We start from the raw sequence: 24,407 nt of genomic DNA, 5'->3' as shown, positions 1-24,407 counted from the left end.
CCAGCACGGCGCTCCACCCCGTCACGCCCTGTTCCGCACCACCCCGACCTGCTTCGCCACGCCCTGCTCTGCTCTGCCCTGACACCGGCCCGCAAGCCCGCCGAGGGGACCTCACATGGCACCAGAACCACCGCTGCTCAGCATGTCCGGCATCACCAAGTCGTTCCCCGGAGTCCGGGCCCTGGACGGCGTCGACCTCGACGTCCAGGCCGGTGAGGTGCACTGCCTCCTCGGCCAGAACGGCGCCGGGAAGTCCACCCTCATCAAGGTGCTGGCCGGCGCCCACCAGCCCGACACCGGCACCATCCGCTGGCGCGGCGAGGAGGTCACCCTGCGCTCGCCCATCGCCGCCATGCGACTGGGCATCGCCACCATCTACCAGGAACTCGACCTGGTCGAGCACCTGTCGGTCGCCGAGAACGTCCACCTCGGCCACGAACCGACCGCCGCCGGCTTCGTCGTACGGGGGAGGGCGGCCAAGGCGTCGACGGCCGCGCTCCTCAAGCGGCTCGGGCATCCCGAGGTGGACCCGGGCCGGCTGGTGGGGGACCTGTCGGCGGCCCAGCAGCAGATCGTGTCCATGGCGCGGGCGCTCTCGCACGACGTACGGCTGATCGTGATGGACGAGCCGTCCGCCGCGCTCGACCCGGACGAGGTCGACAACCTTTTCCGCATCGTCGCCGACCTCACCGCCGCCGGAGTCGCCGTCGTCTACATCTCGCACCGTCTGGAGGAGATCCGCCGCATCGGCGACCGGGTCACCGTCCTCAAGGACGGCCGGGCCGTCGCCGGCGGGCTGCCCGCCGAGTCGACGCCGACCCGCGAGGTGGTGGCGCTGATGACGGGGCGCAACGTCGAGTACGTCTTCCCCGAGCGGCCCACCGGCCCGCCCGCCGCCGAACCCGTACTGAAGGTCGAAGAGCTGTCCCGCGACGGCGAGTTCGCGCCGCTCGACCTCGAAGTGCGACCCGGTGAGATCGTCGGCCTCGCGGGGCTCGTCGGCTCCGGCCGCTCCGAGATCCTGGAGACGGTCTACGGGGCACGCAAGGCGAGCACCGGCCGGGTCCTCGTCGACGGACGCCCGCTCAGGCCCGGCAGCGTGCGCGCCGCGGTACGCGCCGGACTGGGGCTCGCCCCCGAGGAACGCAAGGCCCAGGCCCTGCTGATGCTGGAGTCCGTCACCCGCAACGTGTCGGTCTCCGCCATGTCCCGCTTCTCGCGCGGCGGCTGGATCGACCGCGGCGCCGAACTCGGCGCGGCCCGCGAGGCCACCCGCGAGCTGTCGCTGCGGCCCGACAACCCGTCCGTGCCCGTGCGCACCCTCTCCGGCGGCAACCAGCAGAAGGCGGTTCTCGCCCGCTGGCTGCTGCGCGGCTGCCGGGTCCTGCTGCTCGACGAACCCACCCGCGGCGTCGACGTCGGCGCCCGCGCGGAGCTGTACGCCGTCATCCGGCGCCTCGCCGACGAGGGCCTCGCCGTGCTGCTGGTCTCCAGCGAGGTGCCCGAGGTGCTGGGCCTCGCCGACCGCGTACTGGTGCTGCGCGAGGGCCACGTCGTGCACGAGGCCCCCGCCCGCGAACTCGACGAACACCGCGTACTCGACCTCGTGATGGAAGGAAGCCCGGCGTCATGACGCAGCACGTGTCCCCGCCACGGGGCGGCACCGACAAGGCGGCACCGGTGGAAGGGCCGCCCGCCTGGCGGGTCCGGTTGGGCCGCGCCGACGTCCGCACCCTCACCCTGCTCGGTGTGCTGGCCGTCCTGGTCCTCATCGGCGGCATCACCCAGCCCGACGCGTTCCTGGACACCCGCAACCTCCAGCTGGTGCTCACCCAGGCGTCCGTGATCGGTGTCGTCACCGTCGGCATGACCTTCGTCATCGTCTCCGGCGGCATCGACCTGTCCGTCGGCGCCATCGTCGCCCTCGCCTCGGTGTGGGCGACCACGGTCGCCACGCAGGAGTACGGGTTCGTCGGCATCCTCTTCACCGCGATCGTGGTGGGAGTGGGCTGCGGACTGGTCAACGGTGTGCTCATCGCCTTCGGCCAGATGGTCCCGTTCATCGCCACCCTCGCCATGCTGGCCTCGGCGCGCGGCCTCGCCCTGCAGATCACCGACGGCCGCACCCAGGTCGTCACCGTTCCGGGCGTCCTCAGGCTCGCCGAGCGCGACTGGTACGTCCTCGGCATACCGCCGCTGGTCATGGTCTTCGCGGCCGTCACCGTCATCGGCTGGCTGGTGCTCAACCGGACCACCTTCGGCCGCCGCACCGTCGCCGTCGGCGGCAACGCCGAGGCCGCCCGGCTGGCCGGCATCGACGTCCGCCGCCAGCGCCTCTACCTCTACCTGCTGTCCGGGCTGTGCTGCGGCATAGCCGCCTTCCTGCTGGTGTCCCTCGCCGGCTCCGGCCAGAACACCAACGGCAACCTCTACGAGCTCGACGCCATCGCCGCCGCGATCATCGGCGGCACCCTGCTGACCGGCGGCCGCGGCCACATCGTCGGCTCCGTGCTCGGCGTCCTGATCTTCACCACCATCACCAACATCTTCGCCCTGAACAACCTGCAGACCGACGTGCAGCAGATCGCCAAGGGCGCGATCATCGTCGCCGCCGTGCTGGTCCAGCGCCGTACCGCAAGCACGCATTGAGGAAAGGGTTCACCGTCATGACGAAGCTCACGAGTCGCAGAGGGCTGCTCTTCGGGGCCGCCGCCGTGTCCGCCGGTGCCGTCCTCACGGGGTGTACCAGCAACGACCCCGACGACGGCGACAAGGCCGCAGCGGACACCCAGCCGGCCGCCGACGACAAGCCCGGCAAGCCCGTCACCATCGGCTACGCCGGTCCGCAGGCCGACCACGGCTGGCTCAACGCCGTCAACGACCAGGCCAAGAAGCGCGCCGAGAAGTACTCCGAGATCACCATGGAGATCACCGAGGGCTCCAACGACACCGCGCAGCAGATCGGGCAGATCGAGACCCTCATCAACAAGAAGGTCGACGTCCTGGTCATCCTGCCGGCCGACGGCAAGGCCCTCACCCAGATCGGCCTGAAGGCGATGCGGGCGGGCATCCCCGTCATCAACCTCGACCGGATCTTCAACAGCCCCCAGGCCTACCGCTGCTGGGTCGGAGGAGACAACTACGGCATGGGGCTCAACGCCGCCCACTACATCGGCGAGAAGCTCAAGGACAAGTCGGACGCCAAGGTCATCGAGCTGGCCGGCATCGACAACCTGGAACTGACCCAGCAGCGCACCAAGGGCTTCGACGACGGCCTGAAGAACTACCCGAACATCAAGAAGGTGGCCCGGCAGGCCGCCGAGTTCACCGTCGAGTCCGGCCAGTCCAAGATGGCCCAGCTGCTCCAGGCCCAGTCGGACTTCGACGCCCTGTGGAACCACGACGACGACCAGGGCGTGGGCGCCCTGCGCGCCATCGAGCAGGCCGGCCGCGACGACTTCCTCATGGTCGGCGGCGCGGGCGCGCTCTCCGCCTTCCAGGCCATCAAGGCGGACAGCGGCGTCCTGAAGGCCACGGTGCTGTACCCGCCGACCATGGCCGCCTCCGCGATCGACCTGGCCCGCGCCCTCGGGCAGGGCAAGGGCATCGGCGGCCTCGCCGAGTTCGAGATCCCCTCGACCGTCACCTGCTACTCGGCCGTCGTCGACAAGGAGAACGTCGACCAGTACATGTCCACGGGCTTCAAGTGAGGGCCGCCGCCCCGGCAGCGGCCCGACCAGCCGCCGCCGGGGCGGGGCCCACCCCGCACCGCGCCACCACGACGAGGAGGACATCCGCATGGGACAGCCGCAGCAGCCCGAGGGGGCCGGCGCCGAGGAGGCAGCCGCCGGGACCGACACCGGGACCGACACCGGGACCGGCGCCGGGGCCGGGGCGGCGACGGGGGCGTCCGCGAGCCGACCACCCCTGCGCGTGGGCATGGTCGGCTACGCCTTCATGGGTGCCGCCCACTCCCAGGGCTGGCGCACCGCGGGCCGGGTCTTCGACCTGCCGCTGAACCCGGTCATGGCCGCGATCTGCGGGCGGGACGCCGACGCCCTCCGCCTGGCGGCCGGGCGGCACGGCTGGGCGAGCACCGAGACCGACTGGCGGGCCCTGGTCGAACGGGACGACATCGACCTCGTCGACATCTGCACCCCCGGCGACAGCCACGCCGAGATCGCCCTGGCCGCGCTCGCCGCCGGAAAGCACGTCCTGTGCGAGAAGCCGCTGGCCAACACCGTCGAGGAGGCGCAGGCGATGACCCGCGCGGCCGAGGAGGCCGGGGCACGCGGACAGCTGGCGATGGTCGGGTTCAACTACCGCCGCGTACCGGCCACCGCACTGGCCCGGCGGATGGTCGCCGAGGGCCGCGTCGGCCGCCTGCGGCACCTGCGGGTGACCTACCTCCAGGACTGGCTGGTCGACCCGAAGGCCCCGCTCACCTGGCGGCTGCGCAAGGAGCTGGCCGGATCGGGGGCGCTGGGCGACCTGGGCGCCCACATCGTCGACCTCGCCCAGTACCTGACGGGGGAGAGGATCGCGGGCGTCTCCGCCCTCACCGAGACCTTCGTACGGGAACGCCCGCTGCCCGCCGGCGCCCCCCGGGGCCTGTCCGCGGGCTCGGCGGACGGCGTGACGGGCCAGGTGACCGTGGACGACGCCGCGGTGTTCACCGGCCGCCTCACCTCCGGCGCCCTGGTCTCCTTCGAGGCGACCCGGTACGCCACCGGCCGCAAGAACGCCCTGCGTATCGAGCTCAACGGGGAGCGCGGATCGCTCGCCTTCGACCTGGAACGGCTCAACGAGCTCGAGTACCACGACGGCACGGAACCGGGGGAGCACGCCGGCTTCCGCCGCATCCTCGTCACCGAACCCGAGCACCCCTACCTGGACGCCTGGTGGCCGCCGGGCCACGGGCTCGGCTACGAGCACACCTTCGTGCACCAGGCGCGCGACCTCGTCCACGCCGTCGCCGAGGGCCGCGGGCCCGACCCCTCCTTCCTCGACGGACTGCAGGTGCAGCGCGTGCTCGCCGCCGTGGAGGAGAGCGCCGAGAAGAACTCCGTCTACACCCCGATCACCCCCTGAGGAGGCCGGCCGCGACATGCCACGCAACTTCACGCTCTTCACCGGACAGTGGGCGGACCTGCCGCTGGAGGAGGTCTGCCGCCTCGCCCGCGACTTCGGCTACGACGGCCTGGAACTCGCCTGCTGGGGCGACCACTTCGAGGTCGACAAGGCCCTCGCCGACCCCTCCTACGTGGACTCCCGGCACCAGCTGCTCGACAAGTACGGCCTCAAGTGCTGGGCCATCTCCAACCACCTGGTCGGCCAGGCCGTCTGCGACGCCATCATCGACGAACGCCACGAGGCCATCCTGCCCGCCCGCATCTGGGGCGACGGCGACGCCGAGGGCGTACGCCGACGCGCCGCGGCCGAGATCAAGGACACCGCACGGGCCGCCGCCCGCTTCGGCGTCGACACCGTCATCGGCTTCACCGGCTCCGCGATCTGGCACCTGGTCGCCATGTTCCCCCCGGCGCCGGAGTCGATGATCGAGCGCGGCTACCAGGACTTCGCGGACCGGTGGAACCCGATCCTCGACGTCTTCGACACCGAGGGCGTGCGGTTCGCGCACGAGGTGCACCCCAGCGAGATCGCCTACGACTACTGGACCACCCAGCGCGCGCTGGAGGCGGTCGGCCACCGGGAGGCCTTCGGTCTCAACTTCGACCCCTCGCACTTCGTGTGGCAGGACCTCGACCCCGTCGGCTTCCTGTGGGACTTCCGCGACCGGATCTACCACGTCGACTGCAAGGAGGCCCGCAAGCGCCTCGACGGCCGCAACGGGCGGCTCGGCTCCCACCTGCCGTGGGGCGACCCGCGGCGCGGCTGGGACTTCGTGTCGGCCGGGCACGGCGACGTCCCCTGGGAGGACGTCTTCCGCATGCTGCGCTCCATCGACTACCAGGGACCCGTCTCCGTCGAGTGGGAGGACGCCGGCATGGACCGGCTGCAGGGCGCACCCGAGGCCCTCACCCGGCTGAAGGCCTTCGACTTCGAGCCGCCCACCGCGTCCTTCGACGCCGCCTTCAACAGCTGATCCGCACGCCCGACCGCAGGTCAGGACCGGGGACCGGCCGCGACGCCGGTGCCCGGTCCGGGCTGCCCGAATCCTGCTTTGTCCTGAGTTGGGAAAAAGTTCAACCAGTCACGGTCCAAGGGGTGTTCGCCCCGGAAGAACGCGGTTACCGTCCCTGAAGTGTTCAGGACACCCACACCTCCGGGGTGACGGCGCACCCCGGCGCCCGCATCGCACGTCTCCGCACCCATCCCAGTACGGCCCACCCCCGTTCCCGGAGGGACTTCGTGCACAGAACCAGACTCAAAGGCACCGGCACCGCGAGGCGCCCCAGGCTTCGCACCACTCTCGCCCTGTTCACCGGCCTGCTGCTGGCCGTGGGCACCCCGGCGACCGTCGCAGGCGCCCACCCCGGCCACCCGGAGCACGACGAGGCGCCGGCCGCCGTCGAGGGGCAGTTCCAGCAGGTACCGCTCGCCAAGGGCGAGCCCGAGATGGGCGAGCCGATGTCGCTCGCCGTGCTCCCGGACCGCAGCGTCCTGCACACCGCCCGCGACGGCACACTGCGCCTGACCGACGAGGGCGGCGTCACCAAGGTCGCCGGCCGGATCCCCGTCTACAACCACGACGAGGAGGGCCTGCAGGGCGTCGGCATCGACCCGGACTTCGAGAACAACCGGGCGATCTACCTCTACTACGCCCCGCCGCTCGACACCCCCGCGGGCGACGCCCCGGAGAACGGCACCGCCGAGGACTTCAAGAAGTTCGACGGCGTCAACCGCCTCTCCCGCTTCGTCCTGAACGCCAACGGCACGCTGGACATGGCCAGCGAGAAGAAGGTCCTGGACGTCGCGGCCTCCCGCGGCACCTGCTGCCACGTCGGCGGCGACATCGCCTTCGACGCCGAGGGCAACCTCTACCTCTCCACCGGCGACGACTCCAACCCGTTCGCCTCCGACGGCTACACGCCGATCGACGAACGCCCCGACCGCAACCCGGCCTTCGACGCCCGCCGCAGCGCCGGCAACACCAACGACCTGCGCGGCAAGATCCTGCGCATCAAGGTCGCCGAGGACGGCTCGTACACCGTCCCGGAGGGCAACCTCTTCGAGCCCGGCACCGAGAAGACCCGGCCCGAGATCTACGCCATGGGCTTCCGCAACCCGTTCCGGATCAGTGTCGACAAGAAGACCGGCACGGTCTACGTCGGCGACTACGGCCCCGACGCGGGCGCCGCCGACCCGAAGCGCGGTCCGGCCGGACAGGTCGAGTTCGCCAAGGTCACCAAGGCCGCCAACTTCGGCTGGCCCTTCTGCACCGGCGACAACGACCCGTACGTCGACTACGACTTCGCCACCGGCACCTCCGGCGAGACCTTCGACTGCGCCGCTCCGAAGAACACCTCCCCGCACAACACCGGCCTCACCGACCTGCCGCCCGCGCAGGCCGCGTGGATCCCCTACGACGACGACTCCGTGCCCGAGTTCGGCAGCGGCTCCGAGTCCCCGATGGGCGGCCCGGTCTACCGCTACGACGCCGACCTCGACTCCAAGGTGAAGTTCCCCGAGGAGTACGACGGCGACTTCTTCGCCGGCGAGTTCGGCCGTCAGTGGATCAAGCGGATCGAGCAGACCGAGGACGGGGCGGTCGAGAAGATCAACGACTTCACGTGGACCGGCACCCAGATCATGGACATGGAGTTCGGCCCCGACGGCGCGCTCTACGTCCTGGACTACGGCCTGTCCTGGTTCCAGGGCGACGAGAACTCCGCGCTGTACCGGATCGAGAACGCCGCGGACGGCTTCACGCCGATCGTCGGGGCGAGCGCCGACAAGACCTCCGGCGCGGCGGGCCTGAAGGTGAAGTTCACCGCCACCGCCGAGGACGCCGACTCGCCCGACCTCACCTACGGCTGGGACTTCGGCGACGGCACCAAGGGCGAGGGCCTGACCCCCACCCACAAGTACAAGAAGGCCGGCACCTACACCGCGACCTTCACCGCCACCGACCCCGAGGGCAACACCGGCAACGCCAGCGTCCGGATCGTGGTCGGCAACACCGAGCCCAAGGTGACCATCGAGACCCCCGGCAACGGCACCCTGCTCCCCATGGGGCAGCCCATCCCGTTCAAGGTGAAGGTCACCGACCCCGAGGAGACGATCGACTGCTCGAAGGTCAAGGTCGCCTACAGCCTCGGCCACGACTCCCACGCCCACGAGCTGACCAGCGAGACGGGCTGTGAGGGCACCCTCAACCCGCCGCCGGGCGACGGCGGCCACGACCCCAACGCCGACATCTACGGCGTGGTAGGCGCCAGCTACACCGACGGCGGGGCCAACGGCCAGGAGGCCCTGACCGGCACCGCCCGCACCGTGATCCAGCCCCCGCACCGCCAGGCCGAGCACTTCACCACCCAGCAGGGCGTGTCGCCGATCGACAAGACCGGCGCCAACGGCGGCAAGACCGTCGGCGACATCAACGACGGCGACTGGATCTCCTTCAGCCCCTACAGGTTCGACGGACAGAAGAAGCTGACCGTCCGGGCCTCCTCCGGCGGCGCCGGCGGCTACGTCGAACTGCGCACCGGCTCGCCCACCGGCACGCTGCACGGCTCGGCGTACATCCCGCCGACCGGCAGCTGGGAGACCTTCCAGGACGTCGACGTGCCGCTGCGGGCCCTGCCCAAGAAGACCACGGACATCTACCTGGTCTTCAAGGGCGGCGAGGGCGCGCTGTTCGACATCGACGACTTCGAGTTCTCCACGGAGCCGTTCAAGGCCGGCAAGAAGGTCCTGGTCTTCTCCAAGACCGCGGGCTTCCGCCACGACTCCATCCCGGAGGGCATCGCCGCCCTGAAGGAGCTGGGCGCCCCGGCCGGTATCTCCGTCACCGCGACCGAGGAAGCGGGCCAGTTCACCACGGCCAACCTCGCCAAGTACGACGCGGTGGCGTTCCTGTCGACCACCGGTGACGTCCTCAACGCCGACCAACAGAAGGCGTTCGAGAACTACGTCAAGAACGGCGGCGGCTACATGGGCGTCCACGCCGCCGCCGACACCGAGTACGACTGGGAGTTCTACGGCGGCCTCGTCGGCGCCTACTTCGACTCGCACCCGGCCATTCAGAAGGCCACCGTCCGCGTCGAGGACCACGACCACCCGGCCACCGCGCACCTGGACGACGTCTGGGAGCGCACCGACGAGCTGTACAACTACCGCACCAACCCGCGCGAGCAGGCCAAGGTCCTCGCCACCCTCGACGAGACCACCTACGACGGCGGCACCATGAAGGGCGACCACCCGATCGCCTGGTGCCAGACCTACGAGGGCGGCCGCTCCTTCTACACCGGCCTCGGTCACACCAAGGAGTCCTACGCGGACGAGGCCTTCCGCGGCCACCTGCTCGGCGGCCTGCAGTACGCCACCGGCCAGGTCAAGGCGGACTGCAAGCCGAACAAGGGCTACCGGGACATCTTCAACGGCCAGACCCTGGAAGGCTGGAAGCAGGCCGGCCCCGGCAAGTTCAACGTCAAGGACGGCGTCCTGGAGTCCGAGGGCGGCATGGGCCTGCTCTGGTACCAGGCCAAGGAGCTGAAGTCGTACTCCCTCAAGCTCGACTGGAAGATGCGGGGCGACGACAACTCCGGTGTCTTCGTGGGCTTCCCGGCCTCCGACGACCCCTGGTCCGCCGTGAACAAGGGCTACGAGGTCCAGATCGACGCCACGGACGCCGTGGACCGCACCACGGGTGCGATCTACACGTTCAAGGCGGCGAACATCAAGGCCCGTGACCAGGTTCTGCGGCCGCCCGGCCAGTGGAACTCCTACGAGATCAAGGTCCGGGGCGAACGCCTCCAGGTGTTCCTCAACGGAGTCAAGATCAACGACTTCACCAACAAGGACCCCGAGCGGAGCCTGACCGACGGCTACATCGGCCTGCAGAACCACGGTGCCGACGACCAGGTCTCCTTCCGCAACATCCAGCTCAAGGAACTGCCCTCCTAGGGCGAACCGCCCCCGAGGGGTGACCCCTTCCAGGGGCTCGCCCTCGGGGGCGACCGGAACGGCGGCGGGCGGAGGACGCCGGACCTCCGCCCGCCGTCACCCCGAACGGAACCCCCGGCCGTACCACCGCTCGTGTGTGCTCGACGCGCTCGACAAGGAGGCTGCCCATGTCCGCGTCCCCCTCTGCTTCCTCCCACGGCTCCCGTACCGGTGTCTGGCTGATCGGAGCCCGCGGTTCCGTCGCCACCACGGTGGTGGCGGGCTGCGCCGCCGTGACCGCGGGGCTGCACGCCCCGACCGGCATGGTCGCCGAGACCCCCGACTTCGCCGGCGCGGGACTGCCCGCACTTCCCTCCCTCGTCTTCGGCGGTCACGACACCGTGGACTGCCCCCTGCCCAAGCGGGCGGAGGCCCTGGCCGCGGGCGGTGTGCTGCCGCACGGACTGCCCTCGGCCGTGGGCGCGGAACTGGCCGCGGCCGACCGCGAGATACGCCCCGGAGGGCCGCTGCCCGGCGACACCCGGGACGACGAGGAGCTGATCGCCGCGTTCGCCGCGGACATCACCGGCTTCGCGCGCCGCTCCGGGGTGGAGCGGACGGTGGTCGTGAACGTGGCCTCCACCGAGCCGGCGCCCAGCGGGGGAACCCTGCCCGCCAGCTCCCTCTACGCCGCCGCCGCCCTGCGCGCCGGCTGCCCGTACGTCAACTTCACGCCCTCCACCGGCCTGCACCACCCGGCGCTGGCCGCACCGGCCGAGGCGAGCGGCCTGCCGCACGCGGGCCGCGACGGCAAGACCGGGCAGACCCTGCTGCGTTCCGTGCTGGGCCCGATGTTCGCGCAGCGGGCGCTGGCGGTGCGGGCCTGGTCGGGCACGAACCTGCTGGGCGGCGGCGACGGCGCCGCGCTGGCCGATCCGGCCGCCGCCGCGGCGAAGAACGCCGGCAAGGAGCGCGTGCTGGCCGACACCCTCGGTGCTCCCGTCGAGGGCGAGGTCCACATCGACGACGTGCCCGCCCTCGGGGACTGGAAGACCGCGTGGGACCACATCGCCTTCGACGGCTTCCTCGGCGCCCGCATGATCCTCCAGACCACCTGGCAGGGCTGCGACTCCTCCCTCGCCGCGCCCCTCGTCCTCGACCTGGCCCGCCTGGTCGCCCGCGCCCACGAGCGGGGCCTGTCCGGCCCCCTCGGCGAACTGGGCTTCTTCTTCAAGGACCCGGTGGGAGACGGCCCGTCGTCCCTGGCCGGGCAGTACGAGGAGCTGAAACGCTTCGCCGGACGACTGGCGGGCGACGCGAGCAACGCGGGGGGCGGGGACGCCGCCGCCGTCGAGCACGGGGCGGGGCGATGAACCGCGCCGCCGCCACGCCGCAGGACCGGTCCGCACGCGAGCCCCGAGCGGCACGGGTGCACACCTCCGCCTCCCGGCCCCCCGCCGCGGCCCCCGGCAGCCCGGAGACGCACGCACCCCGCACCTCGGCAACCCTTGCCCCCCGCGCGGACGGCGGCGCCGGGGCCTGGGCCGAACTGCTGCGTCTGCCCGCCCTGTTCACCGTTCCCGGCGACGCCCTGGCCGGCGCGGCGGCGGCCGGAGCACGCCCGGGACCCCGCACGCTGCTCGCCATCGGCTCCTCCCTGTGCCTGTACGAGGCCGGCATGGCCCTCAACGACTGGGCCGACCGCGCGGAGGACGCCGTGGAACGCCCGCACCGCCCCCTCCCGTCCGGCCGCATCCGCCCCGCCGCCGCCCTCACGGCGGCCGGTGCCCTGACCGGCGCCGGGCTGGCGCTGGCGGCCGGTGCGGGACGCTCCGCCCTCGCGGTCGCCGCACCGCTGGCGGCCACCGTCTGGGCCTACGACCTCGCCCTGAAGCACACGCCGGCCGGTCCCGCGGCCATGGCGGCGGCCCGCGGCCTCGACCTGCTCCTGGGCGCGGTCGCCACCGGGGGCGGCACCCGGGCCGCGCTGCCCTCGGCCGCGCTGATCGGCAGCCACACCCTCGCGGTCACGGCCGTCTCCCGCCGGGAGACCACCGGCGGGTCGGTCCTGGCACCGCTGGCCGCCCTCGCGACAACGGGGGCGCTGACCGGTCTGGTCGCCCGCCGACGCACCCGACTCCCGGCAGGCCGGCGGGCAGCAGCCGCCCCCGGCCTGTCGGGCTCCACCCCGGCACCAGGTGTCACCGACGCCCTCAGGGCCGGGCTGAGCGCCGTCTACGCCGTGACGGCCGCCCGCCCCTACTTCCACGCCGCGCTCAACCCCTCACCCCCGCTCACCCAACGCGCCGTGGGCGGCGGCATCCGGGCCACGATCCCCCTCCAGGCCGCACTCGCCGCCCGCTCCGGCGCCGGACCCACGTCCCTCCTGGTCGCGGCCCTCGCCCCGGCCGGCCGCTGGTTCGCACAACGGACCGCCATGAGGAAGGTGAGCATCACGTGAGCCGGGAGCTGAACAACGGGCAGGAGCAGGGGCAGGGCCCGGGGCACGGGCCGGGCCAGGGGCCGGAGTTCGGTCCGGGCCGGCGTCCGGGCCACGGGTCGAACGGGAGGACGGACCACGGGTCGGGCCGGGGGCCGGACCGGGAGCCGCACGACGGGTCGGGCCGGAGGACGGGGCAGGGGCCGGGCCAGGGGGAGGACGGGGAGCCGAGCCACGGGCCGGGCCGGGGGCCGGACCGGAAGCCGCACGACGGGTCGGGCCGGAGGACGGGGCACGGCTCGGGCCAGGGGGAGGACCGGGAGCCGAGCCACGGGCAGGAGCAGGGCCCGGGGCACGGGTCGGGCCAGGGGCCGGGGCCCGGTCCGGGCCGGGAGCCGAGCCGCGGGCCGGGCCGGGGGCCTGGTCACGGGCCGGGTTGGGCCGGGGGCGGCGTCGCCGCGGCCCCGCTCCGTTTCGGCTACGGCACCAACGGCCTCGCCGACCTCCGTCTCGACGACGCCCTCGCCCTCCTCGCCGACCTGGGGTACGACGGCGTCGGACTGACCCTCGACCACATGCACCTGGATCCGCTCGCCGACGACCTCGCCGCCCGCACCCGCCGGGTCGCCGCACGGCTGGACCAGCTCGGTCTGGGCGTCACCGTGGAGACGGGCGCCCGCTACGTGCTCGACCCGCGCCGCAAGCACGGCCCCTCCCTGCTCGACCCGGACCCGGAGGACCGTGCCCGCCGCACCGGCCTCCTCGTCCGTGCCGTCGACGTCGCCGCCGACCTCGGTGCCCACGCCGTGCACTGCTTCAGCGGCGTCACCCCGGCGGGCACGGACGAGGACACCGCGTGGAAGCGGCTGGCCGAGTCCCTCGCCCCGGTCCTGGACGCCGCCGCCACCGCGGGCGTCCCCCTCGCGGTGGAGCCGGAACCGGGGCACCTGCTCTCCACCCTCGCCGGCTTCCACACCCTGCGCCGTACCCTCGGCGACCCCGAACTCCTCGGACTCACCCTGGACATCGGCCACTGCCAGTGCCTCGAACCGCTCCCTCCCGCCGACTGCGTGCGCGCCGCCGCCCCCTGGCTGCGCCACGTGCAGATCGAGGACATGCGCCGCGGCGTCCACGAACACCTCCCCTTCGGTGACGGCGAGATCGACTTCCCGCCCGTCCTCGAGGCCCTCGCCGCCACCGGCTACCAGGGCCTGACCGTCGTCGAACTGCCCCGCCACTCCCACGCGGGCCCCCACCATGCCGAACGCTCCCTCCCGTTCCTGCGCCGCGCCGCACCGGCGTCGCCACCCCGCACCAGCCGCTCGGGCGAGCCCTCCGCCACCCACTGAAGGGAGCCACACCATGACGCAGCCACACGCCGGCCACGTCACCCCCGACACCCACGACGCGGCCGGCGCCCCCTCCGGGCACGCCGGACAGGACCAGGGCACCACCCCCGCCCACGTCCCGCCCGCCGAACTGCGCGCAGCCCTCACCGCCCGCCTCGGCGGAGCCGCCCGCGCCTGGCTGGACCAGGCCCTCGACGAGGCCGCCGCCCACCCCGGCACCCACGGCCCCATCTCGGTGTGGGAACTGCGCCTCGCCGAGGCCGGCCGCCGCTGCGGGCCCGCCCACGCCGACGCCGCCCGCGTCCTCGTCCTGCACGCCGCCCGGGCCGACACGGACGCCCTGAGCCGCGTCTACACCCAGGGCACCGCCGACGAACGCCGCGCCGTCCTCCACGCCCTGCCCCACCTCGTGCCGGGGCCGGACGCCCTGCCGCTCGTCGAGGACGCCCTGCGCACCAACGACACCCGGCTCGTCGCCGCCGCCCTCGGCCCCTACGCCGCCCGGCACCTCGACCCGCACCAGTGGCGGCACGCCGTACTGAAGTGCCTGTTCACCGGCGTCCCCGTGGCCGGCGTGGCGGACCTCGCCCGTCGCGCCCGGGGCGACGACGAACTCGCCCGGATGCTCGCCGACTACGCCGCCGAACGCACCGCCGCGGACCGCACCGTCCCCGAAGACCTGCACCGCGTCCTGGCCCTGACCGAGTCCGGGCACCCCGCGCCCGGCACGGCCGACCCCCACGGCAAGGAGTCCTGATGCGCATCTTCGACCCCCACATCCACATGACCTCCCGGACCACCGATGACTACGAGGCCATGCACGCGGCCGGCGTCCGCGCCGTCGTCGAACCCTCCTTCTGGCTGGGCCAGCCCCGCACCTCTCCCGACTCCTTCCGCGACTACTTCGACGCCCTGCTGGGCTGGGAGCCCTTCCGTGCCGCGCAGTACGGCATCGCCCACCACTGCACGATCGCCCTGAACCCCAAGGAGGCCAACGACCCCCGCTGCCTGCCCGTCCTCGACGAACTGCCCCGCTACCTCGTCAAGGACCGCGTGGTGGCCGTCGGCGAGATCGGCTACGACTCGATGACGCCGGCCGAGGACACCGCCCTGGCCACCCAGCTCCAGCTGGCCGCGGACCACGGTCTGCCGGCCCTGGTGCACACCCCGCACCGCGACAAGCTCGCCGGTCTGCGCCGCACCCTGGACGCGGTGCGCGAGTCCGCCCTGCCCACCGAGCGGGTGCTGGTCGACCACCTCAACGAGACCACCGTCAAGGAGGCCAAGGACTCCGGCGCCTGGCTGGGCTTCTCGGTCTATCCGGACACCAAGATGGACGAGGCCCGGATGGTCGCCCTGCTGCGCGAGTACGGCCCCGACCAGGTCCTGGTGAACTCGGCTGCCGACTGGGGCCGCAGCGACCCGCTCAAGACCCGCAAGGTGGGTGACCTGATGCTGGCGGAGGGCTTCACCGAGGAGGACGTGGACCGGGTGCTGTGGCGCAACCCTGTCGCCTTCTACGGGCTCAGCGGACGCCTGGAACTCGACGTGACCTCGGGCGAGGCCACGCACGAGGGCAACTCCATCCTGCGCGGCGGGGAGTGAGCCATGCGCTTCCGGCACCCCGACGGCTCCACCGTCCACCTCGCCTACTGCACCAACGTCCACCCCGCCGAGACCCTGGACGGCGTCCTCGCCCAGCTCCGTGACCACTGCGAACCGGTCCGCAAACGCCTGGGCCGCGACCGGCTCGGCATCGGGCTGTGGCTCGCGCGCGACGCGGCCCACGCCCTGGTCACCGACCCCGCCGCCCTGCGCGGCCTGCGCACCGAACTCGACCGGCGCGGCCTGGAGGTCGTCACCCTCAACGGGTTCCCCTACGAAGGCTTCGGCGCCGAAGAGGTCAAGTACCGCGTCTACAAGCCGGACTGGGCCGACCCCGAACGCCTCGACCACACCACCTCCCTGGCCCGTCTCCTCGCCGGACTGCTGCCCGACGACGTCACCGACGGCAGCATCTCCACGCTGCCGCTGGCCTGGCGCACCGCCTACGACGAGACCCGCGCCGACAAGGCCCGTACGGCTCTGGTCACCCTCGCCGAACGCCTCGACGCCCTCCACGAACTGACCGGCCGCTCCATCCGCATCGGCCTGGAACCCGAACCCGGCTGCGTCGTGGAGACCACCCACGACGCCCTCGCCCCACTGACCGCGATCGGCCACGAACGCATCGGCATCTGCGTCGACACCTGCCATCTCGCCACCTCCTTCGAAGACCCGGACACCGCCCTGGACGCCCTCACCGCCGCCGGTGTGCGGGTGGTCAAGTCCCAGCTGTCGGCCGCCCTGCACGCCGAACACCCCGCCGACCCCGCGGTCCGTGAGGCCCTGGCCGCGTTCGCCGAGCCGCGTTTCCTGCACCAGACCCGCACCACCACCCCCTCCGGCGGCCGGCAGGGCACCGACGACCTCGACGAGGCCCTCGCGGACGGCGGCCCGCTGCCCGCCACCGCGCCCTGGCGCGCCCACTTCCACGTCCCCCTGCACGCGGCCCCCGCCGCACCCCTCACCTCCACCCTTCCCGTACTCAAGGCCGCGCTGACCCGGCTCGTCGGCGGCCCGCACCCCCTCACCCGGCACCTGGAGGTGGAGACCTACACCTGGCAGGCCCTCCCGCCCGAGCTGCGGCCCCGCGGCCGTGCCCAGCTCACCGACGGCATCGCCGCCGAGCTGACCCTCGCCCGCGACCTGCTGACCGACCTCGGCCTGAAGGAACTGCCATGACCGCACCCACTCCTACCGGCAGGCCGACCCCGCTCCTCGTCCTGGACGTCGTCGGCCTCACCCCCCGTCTCCTGGACCACATGCCCCACCTCAAGCGGCTCGGCCAGTCCGGCTCCCGCGCGCCGCTGGGCACCGTCCTGCCCGCCGTCACCTGCGCCGCCCAGTCCACCTTCCTCACCGGCACCCACCCTGCCGAGCACGGCATCGTCGGCAACGGCTGGTACTTCCGCGAACTCGGCGACGTCCTCCTGTGGCGCCAGCACAACGGACTCGTCGCGGGCGACAAACTCTGGGACGCCGCCCGCCGCGCGCACCCCGGCTACACCGTCGCCAACATCTGCTGGTGGTACGCGATGGGCGCCGACACCGACATCACCGTCACCCCCCGTCCCGTCTACTACGCCGACGGCCGCAAGGAACCCGACTGCTACACCAGGCCCCCGGCCCTGCACGACGAACTCACCGACAAGCTCGGCACCTTCCCCCTCTTCCACTTCTGGGGACCCGGCGCGGACCTGGTCTCCAGCCAGTGGATCATCGACGCCACCCGGCACATCACGGCCACCCGCCATCCCGACCTGACGCTCTGCTACCTCCCTCACCTCGACTACGACCTGCAGCGCTTCGGTCCCGACGACCCGCGCTCCCTGAAGGCCGCCGCCGACCTGGACGCCGCCCTGGCCCCGCTGCTCGACGACGCCCGGGCCGAGGGCCGCACCGTCGTCGCGCTCTCCGAGTACGGCATCACCCCCGTCAGCCGGCCCGTGGACATCAACCGCGCCCTGCGCCGCGCCGGACTCCTCGAGGTGCACACCCAGGACGGCATGGAATACCTCGACCCGATGGCCTCACGCGCCTTCGCGGTCGCCGACCACCAGATCGCCCACGTGTACGTCCGGCGCCCCGAAGACCTCGACGCGACCCGTGCCGCCCTGGACGGGCTGCCCGGAATCGCCGAACTCCTCGACGACGAGGGCAAGAAGGCCCAGCACCTCGACCACCCCCGCGCTGGCGAGCTGGTCGCCGTGGCGGAGCCGGACGCCTGGTTCACGTACTACTACTGGCTCGACGACGACCGCGCGCCCGACTTCGCGCAGCTCGTCGAGATCCACCGCAAACCCGGCTACGACCCGGTCGAGCTGTTCATGGACCCGCTGGATCCCTACGTCAAGGTCAAGGCGGCCGGCGCCCTGGCCCGCAAGAAGCTCGGCATGCGCTACCGCATGGCGGTCGTGCCCCTGGACCCCTCACCTATTCGAGGCAGCCACGGCCGCCTGCCCGCGAGCGACGACGACGGTCCGCTCCTCATCTGCTCCACCCCCCGCGCTGTCGGAGACCGCGTCGCGGCCACCGACGTGAAACAACTCCTGCTCCGGCTGGCCGGACTCGGCTGACGCACCATCCTCGTACGCCCGCCGAAATCCGACTACTGAGAGTGAAACACACGGCACTGACAACGGCCCGCCCGAGCCGCATCGGCGCAGGCCACGACCCAGAAGGCAGGCACCGTGACCCCGTTCACCGACCCCTCCCGCACCGACGCCGGCACCGACCCGGCCGCCGACGGACCCGGCGAGAGCCTGCGCCGCACCCTCGGCGTGAGCCGGCGCCGCTTCCTCAGCACCTGCACCGCCGTGGCGGCCGGCGCCGTCGCGGCCCCCGTCTTCGGCGCCTCCCCGGCCCTCGCCCACGGCCGGGACAGAGACCACGACCACGGTCACGGCCATGGGCACGGCCACGACCACGGGCAGATCCTCGTCCCGGCGGACAAGCGCGGCATCATCCTCTACACCGTCCGTGACGCCACCGCCCGCGACCCCCTCGCCTCCGACCTGCCCTCGGGCTTTCGCGAGGTCTTCAGGCAACTGGCCCGCCACGGCTACCGCCAGGTCGAGTTCGCCGGATACAACCAGCACGCCAACGCGCCGGGCGGCGCGAGCCTGGAGTCCGTCAAGGGCGCCAGGCTGCTCCGCTCCTGGCTCGACGACTACGGCCTGCGCGCCCAGGGCAACCACGGCTTCATCCCGTCCTCCTGGCCGCTGACCAAGGAGGACAAGGACACCTTCAAGAAGCACCTGGAGATCGCCAACATCCTCGGCATGGACCACATGGGCACCGGCGGCGACCCCACCGGCAGCTCCTATCGCGCCGACTGGGACGTGGCCGCCGACAAGTGGAACGCCCTCGGTGCGATCGCCCACCGGGAGGGCATCAAGCTCTACACCCACAACCACGACGGCGCCTACGGCTTCCTGCTCGACGGCGGGCCGCTCGACGACCAGGGCCGGCCGACCCGCAGCTCGGGCATCCGGAAGCTGGAGTACTTCCTCAAGGTCACCGACCCGCGGGTCGTCTGGCTGGAGATGGACATCTTCTGGGCGCACGTCGCGCAGTACAAGTTCCACGAGTACACCGCCCACGACGGCAGCACCAGGAAGAACGTCTTCGACCCGGCCGGGCTGGTCGTCCGGTACAACCGGCGCTACCCGCTCTTCCACGCCAAGGACGGCGTCGTCGACACCACCAACGGCCAGGGCTACGACATGGTGCCCTTCGGGACGGGCGTCATCGACTACACGACGTTCTTCTCCCGGGTGGGGCAGCGCGACTACCACCACCCGATGATCGAGGACGACAACTCCCCGAGCGCCACCGACCCCGCGCAGTCACTGCGGGAGGCCAAGATCAGCTACGACAACCTGGCCGCCCTGCGCAAGCGGCGCCACTGACCCTGAGCACGGACCGGGCGGCCCCTCCCAAGTGCTGCGGGAGGGGCCGCCCGGTCCGTGCGGAGGAAGGCTCGGGTGATCACCCCTCCCCGAGCGGCTGGGGGTTGGGCGTGATGCGCTTGTCCTTCGAACGTCCCGGCGGGTGCAGGAACAGCGCCACGAACCCGGCGAAGATCGAGATGCTGCCCGCCAGGCTGAAGGCGCCGTTGTAGCCCCAGACGCCGACGACCACGGAACCCATGCCCGCGCCGAGACCGGAGACGAGCTTGGAGCTGTAGACCATCCCGTAGTTGGTGGCGTTGTTGTTCTCGCCGAAGTAGTCCGCCGTCAGCGCGGCGAACATCGGGAAGATGGCACCGCCGCCGAAGCCGGAGACGGCGGAGAAGATCAGGAACAACGGCAGGTTCTTGATCTCGGCCGACCAGATGATGCCGAACTGGGCGAGGCCCAGGATCGCGCACACGTAGAGCAGGCACTGCTTGCGGCCGTAGAGGTCGGAGAGCCAGCCGATGACGCCGCGGCCGGTGCCGTTGACGATCGCCTTCAGCGACATCGCGGCGGCCACGATCCCGGCCGCGAAGCCCGCCTCCTCGCCGATGTCGACCTGGAAGGCGATGCCGAAGATGTTCACACCGGAGGTGCAGGCGAGACAGAACCACATCAGCGCCACCCGACCGGTCCTCCAGGCCTCCATCGGGGAGTACTGCTTGACGGCCGGCGGGTTCTTCTCCAGCGAACGCCGGGCCCTCGGGTCGTCCGGCGGGTTCAGCGGGTCCACGGCCGCCGGCCACCAGTTCTTCGGCGGGTCGCGGAAGTAGAAGCCGGCGATCGCCACCATCGCGGCGAGGAGGAGACCGGCGGAGATGAGCACCCAGCGGAAGTTGGAGGTGTCCATGTAGCCGTGGAAGATGAAGACGAACGGCACCGAGCCGTAGGCGAAACCGCCGTTTACGAAGCCGGTCTTCCCGCCCCGGCGCTCCGGGTACCACTTGCCGACCATGTTGACGCACGTCGCGTACACCATGCCCGCGCCCATACCGCTGAACACGCCGAAGCCGATGAAGGCGAGTGAGACATGCGGCGCGAACGCCAGCGACAGATAGCCCAGCAGCGTGCCGGCCGACCCCAGCATCATCGCCCAGCGCGCCGGCAGCTTGCCGCTCTCACGCAGCCGCCCCGCCGGAAAGGCGACCGCGGCCTGGCAGAACACCCAGGCGGTCATCATCCAGTAGATGCTGCCGCTGGACCAGTGGTGGGCCTCGTGCAGCGTGTCCTCGGCGGACGCGAACGCGTACTCCGCGGAGGAGATGCCCATCATGCCGACCCAGGGCAGGATCACCATCCACTTGCGTTTGCGCCCCATGATGTCGATGTCGGACTCGCCCACGCGGTAGACGCGCCCGTTCCTGTCGGTCACCTCCCGGTAGGCGGCGACCCGTGTGACATCGGTGGTTGTCATGTCGTTTGCACCCCTAGCGTCGAAAGTTCTGGCCAGCGCCCCCTGTCCAATGCCTTTCGTGCGCGCGCGGGTCCCCGGGGCCGGCCGACGCGCACCCGTCGGCCGGCCCCTCGCCGTCTCACGTCATGAACCGCCCCCCGACTCCCGCCCGTCTCCCGCCACCGCCCCGACGGAGGGGCCTTCGGCCCCCAGCTTTGATGCGGCCCGCGCCCACCGGTACTTGGCGCCCAGCACCGCCACCGGCTTCTCGGTCGTGTACGGGTACGCCACGACGCCGCGCTCGAAGAGGTACTGGCACGCCTCCTCCACCTCCACGTCGCCCGCGAGGGATGCCACCACGGGCTTCTCGACGCCGCGTTCGCGGAACTCGGCCACCACGCGCGCGGTGAGTTCGGCGAACACCATGGGAGGTGTGACGATGGTGTGCCAGTAGCCGAGGACGAGCGCGTGGATGCGCGGGTCCTGAAGGCCGAGCCGGATCGTCGCCTCGTACGTCGACGGCGGCTCGCCCCCGGTGATGTCCACCGGGTTGCCCGCCGCACCGAAGGGCGGGATGAAGGCGCGGAAAGCCGTGTCCAGGTCGGGCGGTATCTCCATCAGCGACAGCCCGTTGTCCGTGACCGCGTCGGAGAGCAGCACCCCGCTGCCGCCGGCGCCGGTGATGACGACCACGTTGTCGCCCTGCGGAGCGGGAAGCACCGGCAACGCGCGCGCGTACTCCAGCATCTCGTTCAGCCCCGGCGCCCGGATGACGCCGGCCTGCCGCAGGACGTCGTCGTACACGGCGTCGTCCCCGGCGAGCGCCCCGGTGTGCGATCCGGCGGCCTTCGCGCCGGCCGCCGTACGTCCCGCCTTGAGCACCACGACCGGCTTCTTCGGCACGGTCGCCCGCGCGGCCTCCACGAAGGCACGGCCGTCCTTGAGGTCCTCCAGGTGCATGGCGATGCACTCGGTGTGCGGGTCCTCGCCGAACCAGGTCAGCAGGTCGTCCTCGTCCAGGTCCGACTTGTTGCCCAGGCCCACGATCGCCGACACGCCGGTCTTCGTCGTCCGCGCGAAGCCCAGGATGGCCATGCCGATGCCGCCCGACTGCGAGGTGAGCGCGACACCGCCCTTGACGTCGTACGGCGTGCAGAACGTGGCGCACAGGTCCTGCCAGGTGGAGTAGTAGCCGTAGATGTTCGGGCCGAGCAGCCGGATGCCGTGCCGTTCGGCGACCGCCACGACCTCGTCCTGGAGCGCCTGCTCACCGGTCTCCGCGAAGCCGGAGGGGATGAGGACGGCGTTGGGGATCCGCTTGCGCCCCACCTCCTCCAGGGCCGCCGCCACGAACCGCGCGGGGATCGCGAAGACCGCCACATCCACCTCACCGGGAACGTCGGTGACACTCTTGTACGCCTTGCGGCCCAAGATGTCATCGGCTTTGGGGTTCACCGGGTGGATCTCGCCCGCGAAACCGCCGTCGACGAGGTTGCGCATCACCGAGTTGCCGATCTTCCCCGGCTCGCCCGACGCGCCGATCACGGCCACCGAGGCGGGCTGCATCAGGCGGCGCATCGAGGTGAGGATCTCCTCGCGTGTGTACCGGCGCCGTTGCTTCGGCGTGCCGGTCGCCAGGATCACCCTGATGTCCGCGGCGACCGCGCCCCCGGGTGTGGCGATCACCGGGTTGAGGTCCACCTCCGCGATCTCCGGGAAGTCGGCGACCAGTTCGGAGACCCGGCGGATCTGCTCCGCCGCCGCCCACCGGTCCACGCCCGCCTGCCCGCGCACCCCGCGCAGCACCTCGGCCGCCCGGATCGAGTCCAGCATGGACAGCGCCTCGTCGGCGTCCACGGGCGCCAGCCGGAAGGTGACGTCCTTGAGGACCTCGACCAGCACCCCGCCGAGCCCGAACGCCACCACCTTCCCGAACGTCGGATCGGTGACCGCGCCGACGATGACCTCCTGCCCCTTCGGCAGCAGCTCCTGGATCTGCACGCCCTCGATCCGGGCGGAGGCGTCGTACGCGCGCGCGTTGTCGACGATCCGGCAGAACGCCGCCCGCACGTCCGCCGCGCCCTCCACCCCGACGACCACACCGCCGGCGTCGGTCTTGTGCAGGATGTCCGGCGAGACGATCTTCATCACGACGGGTCCGCCGAAGCGGGCGGCGCAGGCCACCGCCTCGTCGACGTCCCGCGCCAGCTCCTCGCCCGGTACTGCGATCCCGTAGGCGTCGGCCAGCACCTTGCCCTCGGGGGCGGTCAGCGCCGTGCGTCCCTCGCCCCGTACGGCGTCCAGGAGCCCGCGCACCCGCGCCCGGCGGTCCTCGGCCATCACGTCAGATCACCCCGTTCGACTTGAGCAGCCGCAGTTCCTCGTCGCCGAGACCCAGCTCGCCGACGTAGACCTCTTCGTTGTGCTCGCCGAGGAGCGGCGAACTGGTCACCCGCACGGGGGAGTCGGAGAGCTTGAGCGGGCTGCCCACGGTCACGAACTCGCCGCGCTCGGGGTGGGGGACGGTGACGACCATCTCGTTGGCGACCAGCGAGTCGTCCTCGATGATCTCCTTGGTGGACAGGATCGGCCCGCACGGGATGTTGTGGGCGTTGAGCCGTTCCAGCACCTCCCACTTGGGCAGGGTGGACGACCACTCCTCGATCAGCTGGAACATCTTGTTCAGCTTCGGCAGCCGGGCCCGCGGCGTCGCCCACTCGGGGTCGTCCGCGAGCTCGGGCCGGCCGATCAGCTCGCTCAGCGGCCGCCAGCCGACCGGCTGCACGATGACGTACACGTAGTCGTTGGGGCCGCCCGGCGCGCACTTGACCGCCCAGCCCGGCTGTCCGCCGCCGGACGCGTTGCCGGACCTGGGAACCTCGTCGCCGAAGTCCTCGTTGGGATATTCGGCGAGTGGACCGTGGCTCAGGCGCTGCTGGTCGCGCAGCTTCACCCGGCAGAGGTTGAGCACCGCGTGCTGCATGGCCACGTTCACCCGCTGACCGCGTCCGGTGTGCTCCCGCTGGTAGAGGGCGGCGAGGATGCCCGCCACGACGTGGACGCCCGTGCCCGAGTCCCCGATCTGGGCCCCCGTCGCCAACGGCGGCCCGTCCTCGAAACCGGTGGTGGACATCGATCCGCCCATGGCCTGCGCGACGACCTCGTACGCCTTGAACGCGGTGTACGGGCCCTCGCCGAACCCCTTGATGGAGGCGTAGACGATCCGTGGATTGATCTCCTTGATGCGGTCCCAGGTGAACCCCATCCGGTCGACCGCGCCCGGTCCGAAGTTCTCGACCATGACGTCCGAGCGCCGGATCAGCTCGGTGAGGATCTGCCTGCCGCGCTCGGTCTTGGTGTTGAGGGTGATGCTCCGCTTGTTGCAGTTGAGCATCGTGAAGTAGAGGGAGTCGACGTCCGGCAGATCGCGCAGCTGCCCGCGCGTGATGTCACCGCTCGGCGCCTCCAGCTTCACGACGTCGGCGCCGAGCCAGGCGAGCAGCTGGGTCGCCGAGGGCCCGGACTGCACATGCGTCATGTCCAGGACGCGGATGCCCTCAAGTGCCTTCGCCGACGTTCCCGTCGTGCCAGTCATGGGC

The 24,407-nt window shown here is 72.0% G+C and carries 16 protein-coding genes and 1 pseudogene; 14 read left to right on the top strand and 3 right to left on the bottom strand.

Going from position 1 to position 24,407, the window contains the following annotated elements; genetic code table 11:
- Window positions 1-115 precede the first annotated feature (115 nt).
- The 14 genes and pseudogenes from ACIQFU_RS13090 to ACIQFU_RS13025 all read left to right on the top strand — a co-directional run bounded on the left by ACIQFU_RS13090 (window position 116) and on the right by ACIQFU_RS13025 (window position 19,370).
- Complete coding sequence (locus ACIQFU_RS13090) at window positions 116-1,633, top strand: sugar ABC transporter ATP-binding protein (RefSeq protein ID WP_402551074.1); 1,518 nt, start codon at window positions 116-118, stop codon at window positions 1,631-1,633.
- Entirely contained in the window at window positions 1,630-2,649 is a 1,020-nt protein-coding gene (locus tag ACIQFU_RS13085; protein ID WP_402551073.1) for an ABC transporter permease, read from the top strand. Before ACIQFU_RS13090 ends, ACIQFU_RS13085 begins: the two co-directional genes overlap by 4 nt.
- 17 nt (window positions 2,650-2,666) lie before the next feature.
- On the top strand, window positions 2,667-3,710 hold the full coding sequence (locus ACIQFU_RS13080; RefSeq protein WP_402551071.1) for a substrate-binding domain-containing protein: 1,044 nt from the start codon (window positions 2,667-2,669) through the stop codon (window positions 3,708-3,710).
- A gap of 88 nt (window positions 3,711-3,798) precedes the next feature.
- Window positions 3,799-5,091, top strand: a complete 1,293-nt coding sequence (locus tag ACIQFU_RS13075; RefSeq protein ID WP_402551069.1) for a Gfo/Idh/MocA family protein — start codon at window positions 3,799-3,801, stop codon at window positions 5,089-5,091.
- A gap of 16 nt (window positions 5,092-5,107) precedes the next feature.
- Window positions 5,108-6,106, top strand: coding sequence for a sugar phosphate isomerase/epimerase family protein (locus ACIQFU_RS13070; protein ID WP_402551067.1), 999 nt, complete (start codon window positions 5,108-5,110; stop codon window positions 6,104-6,106).
- A gap of 266 nt (window positions 6,107-6,372) precedes the next feature.
- Window positions 6,373-10,089, top strand: coding sequence for a ThuA domain-containing protein (locus tag ACIQFU_RS13065; RefSeq protein WP_402551065.1), 3,717 nt, complete (start codon window positions 6,373-6,375; stop codon window positions 10,087-10,089).
- Between the two features lie 167 nt (window positions 10,090-10,256).
- Complete coding sequence (locus tag ACIQFU_RS13060) at window positions 10,257-11,441, top strand: inositol-3-phosphate synthase (protein ID WP_402551063.1); 1,185 nt, start codon at window positions 10,257-10,259, stop codon at window positions 11,439-11,441.
- On the top strand, window positions 11,438-12,529 hold the full coding sequence (locus ACIQFU_RS13055; protein ID WP_402551062.1) for an SCO3242 family prenyltransferase: 1,092 nt from the start codon (window positions 11,438-11,440) through the stop codon (window positions 12,527-12,529). The genes ACIQFU_RS13060 and ACIQFU_RS13055 overlap by 4 nt, the downstream gene beginning before the upstream one ends.
- A gap of 419 nt (window positions 12,530-12,948) precedes the next feature.
- A pseudogene (locus ACIQFU_RS13050) lies at window positions 12,949-13,857 on the top strand (sugar phosphate isomerase/epimerase family protein); the annotation flags it as partial.
- Window positions 13,858-13,870: 13 nt separating this feature from the next.
- Window positions 13,871-14,614 (top strand): EboA domain-containing protein, encoded by a 744-nt coding sequence (locus ACIQFU_RS13045; RefSeq protein WP_402551061.1) that lies wholly within the window; start codon window positions 13,871-13,873, stop codon window positions 14,612-14,614.
- Window positions 14,614-15,462 carry a TatD family hydrolase gene (locus ACIQFU_RS13040; RefSeq protein WP_402551059.1) on the top strand — a complete coding sequence of 283 codons (849 nt, stop codon included), beginning with the start codon at window positions 14,614-14,616 and terminating at the stop codon, window positions 15,460-15,462. The genes ACIQFU_RS13045 and ACIQFU_RS13040 overlap by 1 nt, the downstream gene beginning before the upstream one ends.
- Before the next feature lie 3 nt (window positions 15,463-15,465).
- Window positions 15,466-16,641, top strand: coding sequence for a metabolite traffic protein EboE (eboE, locus tag ACIQFU_RS13035; protein WP_402551058.1), 1,176 nt, complete (start codon window positions 15,466-15,468; stop codon window positions 16,639-16,641).
- A complete protein-coding gene (locus ACIQFU_RS13030; protein WP_402551057.1) occupies window positions 16,638-18,035 on the top strand; it encodes a nucleotide pyrophosphatase/phosphodiesterase family protein in 1,398 nt (465 codons plus the stop codon). Before eboE ends, ACIQFU_RS13030 begins: the two co-directional genes overlap by 4 nt.
- A 114-nt stretch (window positions 18,036-18,149) precedes the next feature.
- On the top strand, window positions 18,150-19,370 hold the full coding sequence (locus tag ACIQFU_RS13025) for a sugar phosphate isomerase/epimerase family protein (protein WP_402551055.1): 1,221 nt from the start codon (window positions 18,150-18,152) through the stop codon (window positions 19,368-19,370).
- A gap of 79 nt (window positions 19,371-19,449) precedes the next feature.
- Here the strand turns inward: ACIQFU_RS13025 and ACIQFU_RS13020 are convergent, their stop codons facing one another.
- The 3 genes from ACIQFU_RS13020 to frc all read right to left on the bottom strand — a co-directional run bounded on the left by ACIQFU_RS13020 (window position 19,450) and on the right by frc (window position 24,403).
- Window positions 19,450-20,829, bottom strand: coding sequence for an OFA family MFS transporter (locus ACIQFU_RS13020; protein WP_402551053.1), 1,380 nt, complete (start codon window positions 20,827-20,829; stop codon window positions 19,450-19,452).
- A 123-nt stretch (window positions 20,830-20,952) separates the two neighbouring features.
- Entirely contained in the window at window positions 20,953-23,148 is a 2,196-nt protein-coding gene (locus ACIQFU_RS13015; RefSeq protein ID WP_402551051.1) for an acetate--CoA ligase family protein, read from the bottom strand.
- Window positions 23,149-23,152: 4 nt separating this feature from the next.
- On the bottom strand, window positions 23,153-24,403 hold the full coding sequence (gene frc / locus ACIQFU_RS13010; protein WP_402551049.1) for a formyl-CoA transferase: 1,251 nt from the start codon (window positions 24,401-24,403) through the stop codon (window positions 23,153-23,155).
- Between the last annotated feature and the right edge of the window lie 4 nt (window positions 24,404-24,407).

It is taken from the genome of Streptomyces sp. NPDC093065 (assembly GCF_044754585.1).
In the GTDB taxonomy this organism is placed as follows: Bacteria; Actinomycetota; Actinomycetes; order Streptomycetales; family Streptomycetaceae; genus Streptomyces.
This window is presented reverse-complemented; position numbering and strand designations above follow the sequence as displayed.